Origin of the sequence: Variovorax sp. SRS16 (assembly GCF_901827165.1) — a bacterium.
GTDB lineage: Bacteria > Pseudomonadota > Gammaproteobacteria > Burkholderiales > Burkholderiaceae_C > Variovorax.
Map to the genome: position 1 here is coordinate 77,247 of NZ_LR594666.1, position 14,075 is coordinate 91,321.

Annotated in this window: 12 protein-coding genes; 7 read left to right on the plus strand and 5 right to left on the minus strand. The window is 69.1% G+C overall.

The annotated features are described in order from the left end of the window. The first annotated feature begins 3 nt into the window (after nt 1–3). The 5 genes from E5P2_RS00385 to E5P2_RS00405 are packed head-to-tail and all read left to right on the plus strand — an operon-like array spanning nt 4 to nt 6,774. Nucleotides 4–2,301, plus strand: coding sequence for a xanthine dehydrogenase family protein molybdopterin-binding subunit (locus E5P2_RS00385; RefSeq protein WP_162565208.1), 2,298 nt, complete (start codon nt 4–6; stop codon nt 2,299–2,301). Continuing rightward, the gene (locus tag E5P2_RS00390) at nt 2,294–3,175 is read left to right on the plus strand and encodes an FAD binding domain-containing protein (protein WP_162565209.1); all 882 of its coding nucleotides are present in this window, start codon (nt 2,294–2,296) and stop codon (nt 3,173–3,175) included. Before E5P2_RS00385 ends, E5P2_RS00390 begins: the two co-directional genes overlap by 8 nt. Next, the gene (locus tag E5P2_RS00395) at nt 3,172–3,648 is read left to right on the plus strand and encodes a (2Fe-2S)-binding protein (protein ID WP_162565210.1); all 477 of its coding nucleotides are present in this window, start codon (nt 3,172–3,174) and stop codon (nt 3,646–3,648) included. Before E5P2_RS00390 ends, E5P2_RS00395 begins: the two co-directional genes overlap by 4 nt. Then, a complete protein-coding gene (locus E5P2_RS00400) occupies nt 3,638–4,459 on the plus strand; it encodes a CoxG family protein (RefSeq protein ID WP_162565211.1) in 822 nt (273 codons plus the stop codon). Before E5P2_RS00395 ends, E5P2_RS00400 begins: the two co-directional genes overlap by 11 nt. After that, complete coding sequence (locus E5P2_RS00405) at nt 4,456–6,774, plus strand: molybdopterin-dependent oxidoreductase (RefSeq protein ID WP_232080531.1); 2,319 nt, start codon at nt 4,456–4,458, stop codon at nt 6,772–6,774. Before E5P2_RS00400 ends, E5P2_RS00405 begins: the two co-directional genes overlap by 4 nt. On the opposite strand, the gene E5P2_RS00410 is transcribed toward E5P2_RS00405, so the two are convergent. The 5 genes from E5P2_RS00410 to E5P2_RS00430 all read right to left on the minus strand — a co-directional run bounded on the left by E5P2_RS00410 (nt 6,762) and on the right by E5P2_RS00430 (nt 12,214). Continuing rightward, nucleotides 6,762–7,508, minus strand: a complete 747-nt coding sequence (locus tag E5P2_RS00410) for a class II aldolase/adducin family protein (RefSeq protein ID WP_162565213.1) — start codon at nt 7,506–7,508, stop codon at nt 6,762–6,764. The genes E5P2_RS00405 and E5P2_RS00410 overlap by 13 nt on opposite strands. Before the next feature lie 8 nt (nt 7,509–7,516). Then, nucleotides 7,517–8,467 carry a Bug family tripartite tricarboxylate transporter substrate binding protein gene (locus E5P2_RS00415; protein ID WP_162565214.1) on the minus strand — a complete coding sequence of 317 codons (951 nt, stop codon included), beginning with the start codon at nt 8,465–8,467 and terminating at the stop codon, nt 7,517–7,519. 38 nt (nt 8,468–8,505) lie between these two features. Further along, nucleotides 8,506–9,243: an enoyl-CoA hydratase/isomerase family protein gene (locus tag E5P2_RS00420; RefSeq protein WP_162565215.1), complete on the minus strand. Its 738-nt coding sequence runs from the start codon at nt 9,241–9,243 to the stop codon at nt 8,506–8,508. Continuing rightward, entirely contained in the window at nt 9,240–11,348 is a 2,109-nt protein-coding gene (locus E5P2_RS00425) for an acetate--CoA ligase family protein (protein WP_162565216.1), read from the minus strand. Before E5P2_RS00425 ends, E5P2_RS00420 begins: the two co-directional genes overlap by 4 nt. Nucleotides 11,349–11,428: 80 nt before the next feature. After that, nucleotides 11,429–12,214, minus strand: a complete 786-nt coding sequence (locus E5P2_RS00430) for an IclR family transcriptional regulator (protein WP_162565217.1) — start codon at nt 12,212–12,214, stop codon at nt 11,429–11,431. 55 nt (nt 12,215–12,269) lie between these two features. On the opposite strand from E5P2_RS00430, the gene E5P2_RS00435 reads away from it, so the two are divergent. Further along, a complete protein-coding gene (locus E5P2_RS00435; RefSeq protein ID WP_162565218.1) occupies nt 12,270–13,466 on the plus strand; it encodes a CaiB/BaiF CoA transferase family protein in 1,197 nt (398 codons plus the stop codon). Nucleotides 13,467–13,487: 21 nt separating this feature from the next. After that, nucleotides 13,488–14,051, plus strand: a complete 564-nt coding sequence (locus E5P2_RS00440) for a cysteine dioxygenase (protein ID WP_443083541.1) — start codon at nt 13,488–13,490, stop codon at nt 14,049–14,051. The last annotated feature ends 24 nt before the right edge of the window (nt 14,052–14,075 follow it).

The window sequence follows — 14,075 nt, forward strand, 5'->3', positions numbered from 1 at the left end:
CTCATGACCGCTGCGACCACGCAATCGACACTGGGCCACGACACGCCGCAAGTGACGGCGCGCGCCAAGGTGACGGGAAAGGCTCAGTACGCCGGCGACCTGAAGGTCGCGGGCATGCTGCACGGCAAGGTCCTGCGCAGCCCGCATGCCCACGCGCGGATCGTGTCCGTCGACGTCTCGGAGGCCCTGGCCTTGCCCGGCGTGCGTGCGGTGCTGACCGGCGCCGACGCGCCGCGCGCGCGTTGGGGCGTGAGCCACAAGGAGCGCCGCATCCTGGCCGAAGACGTGGTCCGTTTTTGCGGCGAAGAGGTCGCCGCCGTGGCCGCAGTCACGGAGGAGATCGCGCGCGACGCGCTCGACCTGATCCGCATCGCGTACGAAGAATTGCCCGCCGTGCTGCTGCCCGAGGAAGCGCTCGACGACGAGGCGCCGATCATCCACGACGGCCGCCAGAACAACATCGCGCACGAGATCCGGTTCGAGCGCGGCAGCGTCGCCGAAGGCTTCGCGCAGGCGGACCTGGTTCACGAGGCCACCTACACCACGCACGCGCAGTACCCGGGCTACCTGGAACCTATGGGCACGCTCGCCATGGTCGACCCCGAAGGCCGGCTCGTGGTCTGGACCTCGACGCAGTCGGCCTTTCTCGCGCGGGCGCGGCTCGCCGCGGCGCTGGAACGCCCCGTCTCCTCGGTCCGCGTGATCCAGGCCACCACCGGCGGCGGCTTCGGCGGCAAGATCGTCGAAGACGCGAACCAGCTGGTCGCGGGCCTGCTCGCGCTGAAGACCGGCAAGCCCGTGCGCCTGGTCAACAACCGGCTCGAAGATTTTCTGGCGTGTCCCACCAGCCTGCCGGAACGCATCACCCTCAAGCTCGGCATGACGCGCGACGGCCTCATCGTCGCGAAGGACGTGCACATCGTCGCCGACTGCGGCGCCTATGCCGGACTGACTTCCGAAGTGATGCACGTGAGCGCCATGCGCAGCGACAACATGCACCGGCTGAACAACGTGCGTTCGCACGCGACGCTGGTCTACACGCACGCGCCGCCGCATGGCGCGTTCCGCGGCTTCGGCGGCACGCAGATGCTGTTCGCGCTCAACAGCCACATCCACATGATGGCCGAGCAGCTGGGCCTGGACCCGGCGGAGGTCCACAAGCGCAACGCCATCGGCGCCGGCGAGGTCTCGGTCCACGGCTGGAAGGTCGCGAGCACCGGCCTCGTCGAATGCATCGACCAGGCGACCGCTGCGCTGCACTGGCACGAGAAGCGCCCCGCGCAGCCCGACGGCCCCGTGCGCCGGGGCCGTGGCATGGCCGCCGCGATGCATGTGAGCGGCAACCGCACCATCGGCAACTGGGACGGCTCGACCGTGGTCGTGAAGATCAACGAAGACGGCCGCGTGATGATCCACAGCGGCGAGAGCGACATGGGCCAGGGCGCAGCGACCATGCTGACCCAGATCGTCGCCCACGAGCTCGACCTGCCGCTCTCGCACGTCAGCGTGATGCTGCCGGACACCGACGTCGCGCCCTTCGCCATCGGCTCCTTCGCCTCGCGCGTCACCATCGTCGCCGGCAATGCCGCCATCGTCGCCGCGCGAAAGGCGAAGGCCAGGCTGCTCGATCTCGCGGCCATCCTGCTCGAAGTGCCGGTGGACCAGTTGGCGGTCGGCAACGCGGCCATCCACGTGCGCGAAGCGCCCGACAGACAACTGGCCTTCGCCGACATCGCGCGCCAGCACATCTGGCGCCACGGCGGCGAAGCCATCCAGGTCAGCGCCACCTGGGACGCGAAGACCGTCATGCACGACGACAAGGTCTACGGCAACGTCGCGCCCGCCTACTCCTTCGCCGCGCAGGCGGTCGAGGTCGAGGTCGATACCGAGACCGGCCGCGTCACCGTGGTCGACAACTTCGTCTCCGACGACTGCGGCAAGGCGCTCAACCCGATGGCGATCCACGGCCAGACCAACGGCGCGACCGTGCAGGCCATCGGCTGGGCGCTCTACGAGCAACTCCAGCTCGAGGCCGGCCGCATCGTCAACGGCAACTTCGCCGACTACACCATGCCCACCGCCGATGCCGTGCCCATGCTGCGCGGCGGCTTCGTCGAATCGAACGACCCCAACGGGCCTTACGGCGCCAAGGGCGCGAGCGAAACCGCGATCCTTCCCGGCGCACCGGCCATCGCCAACGCGGTCTACGACGCGATCGGCGTGCGCATCACCGACCTGCCGATCACGCCCGAGAAAATCCTCGCCGCTCTGCGCCGACGCAAGGAGGCTGCCCATGCGTGACTTCGATTTCCTGCAGCCCGCCTCCGTGTCCGAAGCCGCGCACATGCTGGCCGACCTGGGCGACGAATGCCGCGTCATTGCCGGCGGCACTGCGCTCATGCTGGCCATGCGCCAGCGCATGCTGACGCCGACGCACCTCGTCTCTCTCGGCGCGCTGCAAGGGCTGCGCGGCATCGCATACGACGCCACGCAGGGGCTGCGCATCGGTGCACTCACGCGGCATGCCGAGCTCGCGCGTTCGCCGCTCGTGCAGCAGCACTACCCGATGCTGGCAAGCATGGCCTCGCGCGTCGCCAACCCGCAGGTGCGCAACCAGGGCACCATCGGCGGCAACCTCTGCTACGCCGACCCGGCCACCGATCCGCCGGGCTGCCTCATGGCGCTCGATGCCGAGGTGGTCGTCAGCGGCGTCCATGGCGATCGCGTCATGGGCATCGAGGACTTCCTCGTCGACTACTACACCACCGCGCTCGCGCCCGACGAGCTGCTGACCGAAATCCGCATCGCACCGTCAGAGCCCGGCTGCAGCGGTGTCTATTCACGCTTCCTGCGCACCGCCGCCGAACACCGGCCGCTCGCCAGCGTCGCCGTGTCGGCGCGCCGCAGCGGCGCACACTGCCATCGCATCCGCATCGCAGTCGGCGCATCGACGCCGATCCCGCTGCGCCTGCGAAGGGCCGAAGCCCTGCTGGCCGACAAGGCGGTGACGCCCGCGCTCGCCGCCGAGGCCGCCGACATCGTCGCGACCGACATCGAGCCGGTGGCCGACCAGCGCGGCGATGCCGACTATCGGCGCGACATGGTGCGCGTCGTCGCGCGCCGCGCGCTGCTCGAACTCTTCGAGCTCGGCGCCGATCAAGGAGCGCACGCATGACCCAACACACCATCGAAGTCACCGTCAACGGCGAGCATCACAGCGTGCAGATTCCCGCACGCCGATTGCTCAGCGACCTGCTGCGCGACGACCTGCACCTGACCGGCACCAAGCGCGGCTGCGAGACCGGCATCTGCGGCGCCTGCTCGGTGCATCTGGATGGCGAGGTCGTCAAGTCCTGCCTGATGCTCGCGGTGCAGGTCGACGGCCGCAGCATCACCACGATCGAAGGCCTCGGCGACGGCGACACGCTGCACCCGCTGCAGGAGAGCTTCATGAACTGCGGCGGCTTGCAATGCGGCTACTGCACGCCCGGCTTCGTCATGACCTCGTGCGCCATGCTCGCGCACAACCCTGCGCCCACCGAAGACGAAGTGCGCCACGGCCTCAACGGCAACCTCTGCCGCTGCACGGGCTACACGCAGATCGTCGAATCCATTCTTGTCGCCGCGGAGAAGATGCGTGGAAATTGAAAAGACCGTCGTCGTCCCCGCACCCGCGAGCCGCGTGTGGGCGCTGTTGCTCGACCCGCAGGTGATGGGCGGCTGCGTGCCCGGCATGCAGTCCATCGAGGTCATCAGCGATGTCGAATACGTCGCCGAGATCAAGGTCAAGGTGTCCTTCGTCAGTGCGAAGTTCAAGCTGCGCACCACCATCGTCGAGCAGCGTGCGCCGCACTACCTGCGCACCGAAGGCACTGGCGAAGACAAGTCCGTCGCCAGTTCGCTCAAGCAGACCAGCGAGCTCTTCCTGACCGAGCAGCCGGACGGCCGGACCGAGCTGCGCATCCTGGTCAAGGTCGACGTGCTCGGCCGCCTGGGCACCTTCGGCCTGAGCGCGATGAAGACCAAGGCCGACCGCATGTGGGACGAGTTCACCGAGAAGCTCGTGGCCCGAATCACGGGCGCGGGCGATGCGGCGCCGGGCGATGTCAAGGTCACGGTCGCACCGCCGAAGGCTCCCGCGGCCATCGCATCGGCCGATGCGGTTGCGCGTGGGACCGCGGTCGCGCCTGCGCGCGCGAGCGCGCCGCCAGACGCCGTCCCCCTCACGGTGCCACCGCCCGCGACGGCGCAGACGCAGGCCGCCGCGCCGTCCCACGCCACTTCCACCGCACGCGACACCTGGTGGTCGCGCTGGTTCGGCCGCTCGCCGCAACGCGCATCGACCGACATCTGCATCGAGATCCAGCGCGGCGATACCGTGGTCAAGGTGCTCTGGCCCGTGCAGGGCGCGAGCGATTGCAGCGCATGGCTGCGCGAGTTCCTCGCGAGTCCACCGTGAACGCGAACGCCAGCCGCATCGTCCAGACCGCCTCGCACTGGGGCGTGTACGGCGTCGAGTTGTCGGCCGCCGGCGAGATCCTGTCGACGCGGCCTTTCAACGCCGATCCCGCACCCCCCGCGCTCATTCACGGCCTGCCCGACATGGTGCGAAGCCCGCTGCGCATCACCCAGCCGCACGTGCGCGCCGGCTACCTGCGGCAGCGCGAGCGCTCCGCGCAAGGGCGCGGCGCCGAAGCCTTCGTGCCCGTGTCATGGGACACCGCGCTCGACCTCGTCGTCGATGGCATGCAGCGCATCAAGTCCGAGTTCGGCAACGAATCCATCTACGGCGGCTCCTACGGCTGGGCCAGCGCGGGCCGGCTGCACCATTCGCCCAGCGTGTTGAAGCGCTTCCTCGGCCTCTTCGGCGGCTACGTCGACAAGCGCGGCAACCACAGCTTCGGCGCGGCGCTGGGCGTCATGCCCTACGTCACGGGCGACAACGACGTCACCTCGATGGTCGTGCCGTGGTCGTCGATCGTCGAACATTCCGAACTCGTCGTGATGTTCGGCGGCGCGCACAGCAAGAACATGCAGATCGACGCCGGCGGCGCCGCCATGCACGAGAACGCCGGCTGGATCGCGCGCGCCGCCGCGTCCCGCGTGCGCTTCGTCAACATCAGCCCGGCGCGCAGCGACATGACGCAGGGGCTCGATGCCGACTGGATTCCCATCCGACCGAACACCGATGCCGCGATGATGCTCGGCCTCGCGCATTCATTGGTCATGCATCGTGCGCACGACATCGCCTTTCTCGCGACCTATTGCGAAGGCTACGAAGCCTTCGAGCGCTACCTGCTCGGCCTGGACGACGGCGTCGCCAAGGACGCGGCCTGGGCCGCCGCCGTGACCGGCGTGCCGGCAGAGACCATCGAGGCCCTCGCCTTGCGCATGGCCGGCTGCCGCACACTGGTGACGACCACCTGGTCCATCCAGCGCGCCGACCATGGCGAGCAGCCGGTGTGGGCTACCGTCGCGCTCGCTTCGATGCTCGGACAGATCGGCCTGCCCGGCGGCGGCTTCAGCCTGGGCTTCGGCGCGGTCGCCGGCATCACGGTGAACCGGCCCGAGAACATCCCGCGCCCGACGCTCTCGCTCGGCAAGAACCCGATTCGCAGCTTCGTGCCGGTGGGGCGCGTCGCCGACATGCTGCTCAACCCGGGCAGCGAACTCGAATTCAACGGCACCACGATCAGGATGCCGGACATCAGGCTCATCTACTCGGTCGGCGGCAACCCCTTCCACCACAACACCAACCTCAACCGCTTCGTGCAGGCCTGGCGCAAGCCCGAGATGGTGGTGGTGCACGAGCCCTGGTGGAATCCGCCGTCGAAGTACGCCGACATCGTGCTGCCCGCCACGACCACGATGGAGCGCAACGACATCCTCGCGACCGACCTGCAGCGCCACTACATCGCGATGCGCCAGGTCATCGATCCGGTGGCGGCCTCGCGCAACGACATGGACATCTTCGCCGAGCTGTCCGATCGGCTCGGCTTCCGGCAGGCCTACACCGAGGGCCGCGACGAGATGGGCTGGCTGCGCCACCTGTACGCTCAGGCCCGCGAGCGCGCCTTCGAACTCGGCTACGCGCCGCCGGCCTTCGACGCGTTCTGGGCCGCGGGCAGCTACGAGTTTCCGATGCTGAAGGCGCCGCCGCTCTTCATGTCGGCATTCCGCAGCGACCCCGTCGCGAACAAGCTCGCGACCCCGTCGGGAAAGATCGAGCTCTTCTCGCGCAGGATCGAAGCCTTCGGCTACGACGACTGCCCGCCGCATCCCGCGTGGCTCGAGCCGGCCGAATGGCTCGGCGGCCAGCGCGCTGCGACCTACCCGTTCCACTTGCTGTCGAATCAGCCCGAGGGGCGATTGCACAGCCAGATGGATGCCGGCGCCGTGAGCCGCGCGACCAAGCTCGGCGGCCGTGAGCCGTTGACCCTGCATGCGGCCGACGCGCAGCGCCACGGCGTCGTGGCGGGTGATGTGGTGAAGGTGTTCAACGACCGCGGGGCTTTTCTCGCCACCGCCGTGATCTCTGATGCGCTGATGCCGGGCGTGCTTCAGGTCGCAACCGGCGCGTGGTTCGATCCCGAGGATCCGGCCGCGCCATGCTCCGTCGAAAAGCACGGCAACCCCAACGTGGTGACGATGGACAAGGGCACGTCGCGCCTGACGCAGTCCTCGGTCGCGCAGACCGTGCTGGTGCAGATCGAGAAGTGCGTGGACCCGCCACGCGTCAGCGCCTTCGACCTGCCGGCCATCTACTCCGCGTAGCCCGGCAACTCGCGGTCCAGCACGCGCATCATCGCTTCGAAGAACAGCCGCTCGCGCTCCGCGCGCGGGTGGCGGTCGTCCTGCCCCGGGGTCTGCACCTGCCGGACCATCTCGTCGCTCAACACGGCCAGCGGGCGCCCGGTGGCCAGCGCGAGCATCTGCATGCGGCAGACCCGTTCGACGCGGTAGAGCCGGCGGTAGGCCGCGGCCACCGTGTCGCCGATCGCCAGCACGCCATGGTTCTTCATGAAGACGATCGGCTTGTCGCGCGCGAGGGCCGCCAGGCGCTCGCCTTCGGCCGGATTGCTCGCGGTCCCGGTGTAGTCGTCGTCGTAGGCGATCTGCGTGCTCACCAGCGCCGCCGTCTGGCTCGCCGGCTGCAGCCGGTTGTCCTGCAACATGTTGAGCGCCGTGGCCCAGGTCTGGTGGGTATGCAGCACCACCTTCGCGCCGGTGATGCGGTGGATCGGCGCGTGAATGCACTGCGCGGAAATCTCCACCACGCCGTCGCCTTCGTGCGTGACACCCTGCTCATCGAAGACCAGCAGCTCGCTCGCACGGGCCTCCGACCAATGACAGCCGAAAGGCATGATCAGGAATCGGTCCTCGCGCCCCGGCACCACCATGGTGAAGTGGTTGTCGATGCCTTCGTCGAGTTCGTGCAGCGCCGCCATGCGATAGGCCGCCGCGAGATGGATGCGCGCTTGCGTGATCGGATCGACGCTGGTGGTCATGGCCGTGCTTAGTTGATGTGGATGTTGGCCTTCTGGATCACGTCTTTCATCAGCGCGTCGTCCTTGGCAATCTGCGCCTTGAAGTCGGCCGGCCCCTCGAACGCGCTCGACATGCTCATAGCGGTCAGCTTGCTCTTGTCGATGCCTTCCATCACCTCCTTCGAGGCGACCCCGATCTGGTCGACGATGTTCGCGGGCGTGCCCTTGGGTGCGAAGACGCCATACCAGTTCGGCACGTCGAGGTCCACGCCGAGCTCTTTCAGTGTCGGCACGTTCGGCAGATCGGGGTGGCGCGTGCCCACCATGCTCGCGATGGCCTTCAGCTGCCCGGCTTTCACCTGCGGCACGACCACGCTGTCGTAGACGACGTCCACGCGCCCGCTCAGCAGGTCGGGAATGAATTCCGCCGAACCCTTGTAGGGCACGTGCACCGTGTTCACGCCCGTCTTGAGGTTGATCAGTTCGCCCATCAGGTGCGTCATGGTGGCCGGGCCGGCCGAGCCGAAGGAATACTTGCCCGGATGCTTCTTCATCTCGGCGACCACCTCGGCGAAGGTGTTCCCCGGAAAGTCCTTGCGCACCACCATCATCGGAATCCAGGTGGTGAGCCGCGCGACGGGCACGAAGTCGGTGAGCGGGTCGTAAGGGAGCTGCTGCAGATGCGGCGTCACGACGAAAACCCCCGTCGGCGCGACGAACAGCACGCTGCCGTCGTTGGCGCCGCGCATCGCCGCCTGCGCACCGATCACGCCGCCGGCGCCCGGCTTGTTGTCGACGATGACGGCGCGTCCCAGCTTCTTGCCGAGCGCTTCGGCATAGAGCCGCGCGATGTTGTCCGCATTGCCGCCGGCCGGGTAGGGCACGATGACGCGGATGGGCTTGTCCTGCTGCGCGGCGGCAGGCAGGGCGAAGGCGGCGGCAAGGGCCAGGGCAAGGGCGAGGACGGGCCTGCGTTTCATGGTGATGATGTCTCCGTGGATGTCGAGGGTTCTTTGCTTCAACGGCCTTCGAAGCGAGGCTCGCGTTTTTCCTTGAAGGCGCGCTTGCCTTCTTCCAGGTCCTCGCTCAGGCGGATCGCATCCAGTTGCTGGAGCGTGCGCGCATAGATCTCGGACGGGCTCTGCGGAATGATCTGGCCGACGAAGCGCTTGATGGTGCGGATCACCAGCGGCGCCATGCCGGCGATCTCCTCGGCCATGGCCAGGGCCACCTCCAGCTGCTGGCCGACGGGTGTCACCTGGTTGATCAGGCCCACTTCATAAGCGCGCTGTGCATCCATCTGCCGGCCCAGCAGCATCACCTCCATCGCGACCTTCTGCGGGATGCGCGCGGCCAGCGCGGTGATGAAGCCCTGCGTGAGGCCGATCTTCGCCTCCGGGTAGCTGAACTTCGTGTTCTCGGCCGCGACGGCGAGGTCGCAGGTCGCGGTGAGCGTGATGCCGCCGCCGATGCACCAGCCGGCGATGGCCGCGATGATGGGCTTGTCGGTCACGATGCCGGCGCCGGGCGTGCAGCGCCAGAACTCCGGAATATCGTTGAGGTCGGCGCCGGCCGTGAAGGCCTCGTTGCCGGCGCCGGTGATCACGGCCACGCGCTGCGACGCGTCGGCGTCGAACTCGGCGAAGCCGCGCTGCAGATCGAGCGCCGTCGCCTGCGAGAGCGCGTTGCGCTTGGCCGCGTTGTCGATGGTGAAGAGGGTGACCGCGCCGCGGCGGTCGATGCGAAGGCAACTCATTGGAAAGACTCCCCGATCCGCGCGCGCGCGTCCACGGCCATGCAGCCCCTGGGACCCAGCTTGAGCGGATTCACTTCGAACTCGAAATCGCGGCCCCGCAGGCGCTCCGCGATGGCGGCAAGACGGCGCACGGCGTCGACCGCCGCGTCCAGGTCGACCGGCTCGGCGCCGCGATAACCGCGCAGCAGCGGCGCGATGCGCAGCGACAGCAGCGCCTCGCGCACCGCCGCCGCCGACACGGGCAGCGGCAGCAGCACCACGTCCTTCATCAGCTCGACCCACACGCCGCCGCTGCCGACGATCAGCACCGGCCCGAACTGCGGATCGTTGCGCGCACCGACGAGCAGCTCCACCGTGCCGGTGGCCATCGCCTGCAGGAAGAAGCCCTCGATGCGCGCCTCGGGCATCGCTTGCTGCACCCGCCGCTTCATCGCCGTCAGCGCCGCGCGCAGCGCCGCCGCATCGTGCAGGTCGAGCGCGACGCCGCCCACTTCCGTCTTGTGGACGATCTGCGGCGAGACGATCTTCGCCACCAGCGGGTAGCCGATCTCGTCGGCGCGTACCAGCGCTTCCTCGATGTCGGCGACGACGACGCCCCGGTTGACGGGAATGCCGGCGGCATGGAGCAGCGCCTTCGCTTCCTCTTCGCCGAGCGATGCGCTCTCGGCCGGCAGCGCGAAGTCGAGTGCGGGCAGCGGCTCGGGTGCCTCTTGCTCGCGCCACGCGGACCACGCGCGCCAGGCGCGGATCGCCTCCACCGCCTCGGCCAGCGAATCGGTGAAGGGCTGCCCCGATTGCCGCAGCAGCGCGCGCGGGCCGTTGGCCAGCGCGCCCGGCTGCATCACCTGCAGCACCGGCTTGCCGGCTTCGGCGCAGCCTTGCGCCAGCTCGCCGGCCAGCGCCGTGAGGCCCGGCGCGGTGGTGATGACGGCGAGGCAGATGTCGGCCTGCGTGTCGCGCATCGCGAGCAGGGCGCTCTGGTAGCCGAAGTCCGGCACCTCCCTCACCTTCGCGCCATAAAGGTCCACCGGGTTGTCGGCCTGCCCCGGCACATAGAGCGTCGCCAGCGCTTCACGGGCCGTCTCGCCGAAGCGGGTCATCGGAATGCCGGCATCGGACAGCGCATCGGCACTCAGCGCCGCGCTGCCGCCGGAGGTCGAGATGAGCACGGCCTGCGCGACGCGGTGCGCCGGATGCTGCGCCATCGCCGCGGCCAGCAGCAGCATCGCGAACACGTCGTTCAGCAGCACGATGTTCTCGCGCTCGCACACGGCCTTGAGCACCGCGTAGTCGCCGGCCAGGCTGGCGGTGTGCGAGAAGGCCGCGCTGGAGCCGGCGGCCGTGCGCCCGGCCTTCACCGCGAGCCATGGCTTGCCGGCCGTCCGCGCGCGGCGCGCCAGCTGCACGAATCGCGCCGGCGATTTCACGCCCTCGATGTACGAGCAGATGACGCGCGTGTGGGGATCGTCGATCAGGAACTCGATGAAGTCGCACAGCTCCAGGTCCGCCTGGTTGCCCACCGACACGCAGTGGCTGAAGCCGATGCCCATGGCCGTGGCGCGATCGAACAGCGTGCCCATCAGCGCGCCGCTTTGCGTGATGAAGCCGATCGGGCTGCGCGGCAGCGTCTCGACATCGAGAGCGGGCGACGAGCACAGCACCAGCTTGTTCGCGGGGCTGATCACGCCGAGGCAGTTGGGGCCGATCAGGCGCATGCCGGCGGCCCGCGCGATCGCCACCAGCTCGGCCTCGATCGCGGCGCCTTCGGGGCCCGCATCCGAGAAGCGCGCCGTGATGATGATCGCGCAGCGCACGCCGCGATCGGCGCACTCCTGCACGCGCGCCTTCACCTGCGCCTGCGGCACGGCCATGATCGCCATGTCGGGCGCTTGCGGCGTCACGGCGACGGACGGATAGGCCTCGAGGCCGAGCAGTTCCTTGCGGTTCGGATTGATCGGATAGATGGTGCCGGCGTACCGGTGGCGCAGCAGCATCTGCAGCACGCGGCCGCCGAATTTGCCCTGGTCCTCCGAGGCGCCGATGACGGCGACGGAGCGCGGGCTCAGCAGCGCGGCGATGGGGATGGGCGGGTCGGATGTGTTCATGCGGGGAGGACGATAGGCGTTCCATCAATCAGTGCAACAGTTCTGCATTCTGGAACACCACGGCAGCCCGCCGCCGGCCCTCAGTGCGGACCGAAACGGATCTGCGACAGCGCGGCCATGGGCTGGTTGCCGGCCAGCGCGCTGGAGACATCCGAGGCTGCCGCCATCACCGCCTGCGTCCACTCGCCCAGCACGCTCTTGCGAAAGCGCGCCGCGGGCCCCGAGATGCCGATCGCCGCGATCATCGAACCCCGCGTGTCCCGCACCGGCGAGGCGATGCCCCAGACGTCGTTGCGCCATTCCGCGCGGTTGAGGGCGAAGCCCTGCTCGCGCACCTTGCGCATCTCCTTGAGGAAGGCGGCAGGGTCGGTGATGGTGCGCTCCGTGTGCGGCTCGAGCCGCTTGGCCACGTCCTGCAGGATCGAGGGCGCGACATAGGCCAGCTGCACCTTGCCGGTCGCCACGCAGTAGGCCGGCGCGCGGCCGCCGATCTGCGAATAGGCGCGCACGGGGTTGGGGCTGTCGACCTTGTGCACGTAGACCACCTCCGTGCCGTCGAGCACCGACAGGTGCACGCTCTCGCCCGTGAGCACCATCAGCGCTTCCATCTGCCGCTCGGCGTGGCGCCGCAAATCCAGCTTGGACAGCACGGCAGAGCCGAGTTCCCACAGCTTGATGGAGGGCGCGTAGCTGCCGCTCTCTTCGTCGCGCAGCACGAAGCGTGTCTCGACGAGCGCCTGCATGAGGCGATGGACATTGCTCTTGCCCATGCTCAGCTCGCGGCCGATCTGCGTGAGGCCGAGCGCGCGGTCGCTGCGCGACAGCAGTTCGAGCACCGCCAGCCCCTTGAGAAGGGTGTTGTTCATGTTCCGTATTCTAGAACTCTTGATGTGTCATTTGGAACTCTCTATCGTCGCCGCCATGAATCAAGAACAACGCAAGACCGCCGGCGGCGTAGCCGTCACGGCCCGGCAGCCGCTGGCCGGCATCCGGGTCGCGGAGTTCTGCTCCACGGCCGCCGGTCCCTTCTGCGCGATGCTGCTGTCCGACATGGGCGCCGAGGTCGTCAAGATCGAGCCGCCCGAAGGCGACGGCCTGCGCCAGTGGCCGCCGATCACCGACGGCTACAGCGAGAACTTCGCCTCGGTGAACCGCAACAAGAAGTCCGTCGTGCTCAACCTCAAGGACCCGGCCTCAGCCGAGATCGCGCGCCGCCTGATCCTGGACTGCGATGTCGTGGTCGAGAACAACCGCCCCGGCGTCATGGACCGCCTGGGCCTCGGCTATGCGCAGCTGCGCGCCGAGCATCCCGACCTCGTCTACTGCTCGATCTCGGCCTTCGGCCAGAGCGGCCCGCGCGCCAGCGAAGGCGGCTTCGACCTCACCATCCAGGCCGCAGCCGGCGTGATGAGCGTCACCGGCGAAGAAGGCGGCGTGCCGGTGAAGTGCGGCGTGCCGGTGTCCGACTTCGCTTCCGGGCTCTATGGCGCCTATGCCGTGGCGGCGGCGCTGAGCGCGGTGCGCGCCGGCGCCGGCGGCGTTCACATCGACGTGCCCATGTTCGGCTGCACGCTGGCCATCGCCGCACTGCAGACCAGCGAGTACTTCGGCAGCGGACGCAGCCCGCGCCGCCTCGGCTCCGCGCACCCGCGCAACGCGCCCTACCGCGCGTTCGAGGCGTCGGACGGCTACTTCGCGATCGCGGCCGGCAACCATCCGCTCTGGCTGAAGGTGCTCGGCGTGGTCGACATGCCGCAGCTGGCCGCCGACCCGAGGTTCCTGAGCACGCTCGACCGCGCGACCCACCAGGCCGACCTGAAAGTGCTGCTGGAAGAGAAGTTCCGCACCGCGCCCGTCGCGCACTGGCTGCAGGTGTTCCGCGAGGCGGGCGTGCCGCACTCGGCCATCAACGACTATGCGTCCGCGCTCGCCGATGGCCAGGTCGACGCGATGGGCTGGGTGCACGCGCTCACGCTGCCCAACGGCGCGACCACGCGCACCTTCGGCTTCCCGCTGCGCCTCGACGGCCATGCGGCCGACATCCGTTCAGGCCCGCCCGCGCTGGGCGAGCACACGGAAGAAATCCGCGCACGCTACGGCGAGCGCGTGCCCGCGTGACGACGCCGGCGCATGCCCGCCATGTCTGAACGCCTCGACCCCTTCGTGGCCGCCGCGACGGCCGCCGTGGAGCGCTGCGCCGACGAAGCGCAGCTGCTCGATCGGCTCGAACACGCGATGCGGCAACTCGTCGCGGCCGACGACTGGCTGCCCGCCGAACTCGCCCAGCCGCACCCGCAGCACTACCAGCAATACCTGCTGCACTGCGATCCGCAGCAGCGCTTCTCGGTCGTGAGCTTCGTCTGGGGCCCGGGCCAGCAGACGCCGATCCACGACCACACCGTGTGGGGCGTGATCGGCATGCTGCGCGGCGCCGAGATCGGGCAGCACTACCGCCGCACGCCCCGGGGCATGCAGGCCGAAGGCACGCCCGAGCGGCTGAACCCCGGCGACGTCGCCGCCGTGTCGCCGCGCATCGGCGACATCCACCGCGTGAGCAATGCCTTCGACGACCGCGTGTCCGTCAGCATCCATGTCTACGGCACCGACATCGGCCGGCTGACCCGGCACGTCTTCGATCCGCAGACCGGCGCCGTGAAGGACTTCGTGTCCGGCTACGCCAACGCATGCAAGGCAGCGACATGAGCGCCGCGCCGGGCCGCCCCAAGC

What these genes read in the sequence shown, in the direction of transcription:
- E5P2_RS00415 (WP_162565214.1), bottom strand. Translation starts at nt 8,467, where the DNA reads ATGAAACGCAGGCCCGTCCTCGCCCTTGCCCTGGCCCTTGCCGCCGCC.
- E5P2_RS00425 (WP_162565216.1), bottom strand. Translation starts at nt 11,348, where the DNA reads ATGAACACATCCGACCCGCCCATCCCCATCGCCGCGCTGCTGAGCCCG.
- E5P2_RS00390 (WP_162565209.1), top strand. Translation starts at nt 2,294, where the DNA reads ATGCGTGACTTCGATTTCCTGCAGCCCGCCTCCGTGTCCGAAGCCGCG.
- E5P2_RS00430 (WP_162565217.1), bottom strand. Translation starts at nt 12,214, where the DNA reads ATGAACAACACCCTTCTCAAGGGGCTGGCGGTGCTCGAACTGCTGTCG.
- E5P2_RS00395 (WP_162565210.1), top strand. Translation starts at nt 3,172, where the DNA reads ATGACCCAACACACCATCGAAGTCACCGTCAACGGCGAGCATCACAGC.
- E5P2_RS00385 (WP_162565208.1), top strand. Translation starts at nt 4, where the DNA reads ATGACCGCTGCGACCACGCAATCGACACTGGGCCACGACACGCCGCAA.
- E5P2_RS00435 (WP_162565218.1), top strand. Translation starts at nt 12,270, where the DNA reads ATGAATCAAGAACAACGCAAGACCGCCGGCGGCGTAGCCGTCACGGCC.
- E5P2_RS00410 (WP_162565213.1), bottom strand. Translation starts at nt 7,508, where the DNA reads ATGACCACCAGCGTCGATCCGATCACGCAAGCGCGCATCCATCTCGCG.
- E5P2_RS00420 (WP_162565215.1), bottom strand. Translation starts at nt 9,243, where the DNA reads ATGAGTTGCCTTCGCATCGACCGCCGCGGCGCGGTCACCCTCTTCACC.
- E5P2_RS00440 (WP_443083541.1), top strand. Translation starts at nt 13,488, where the DNA reads ATGTCTGAACGCCTCGACCCCTTCGTGGCCGCCGCGACGGCCGCCGTG.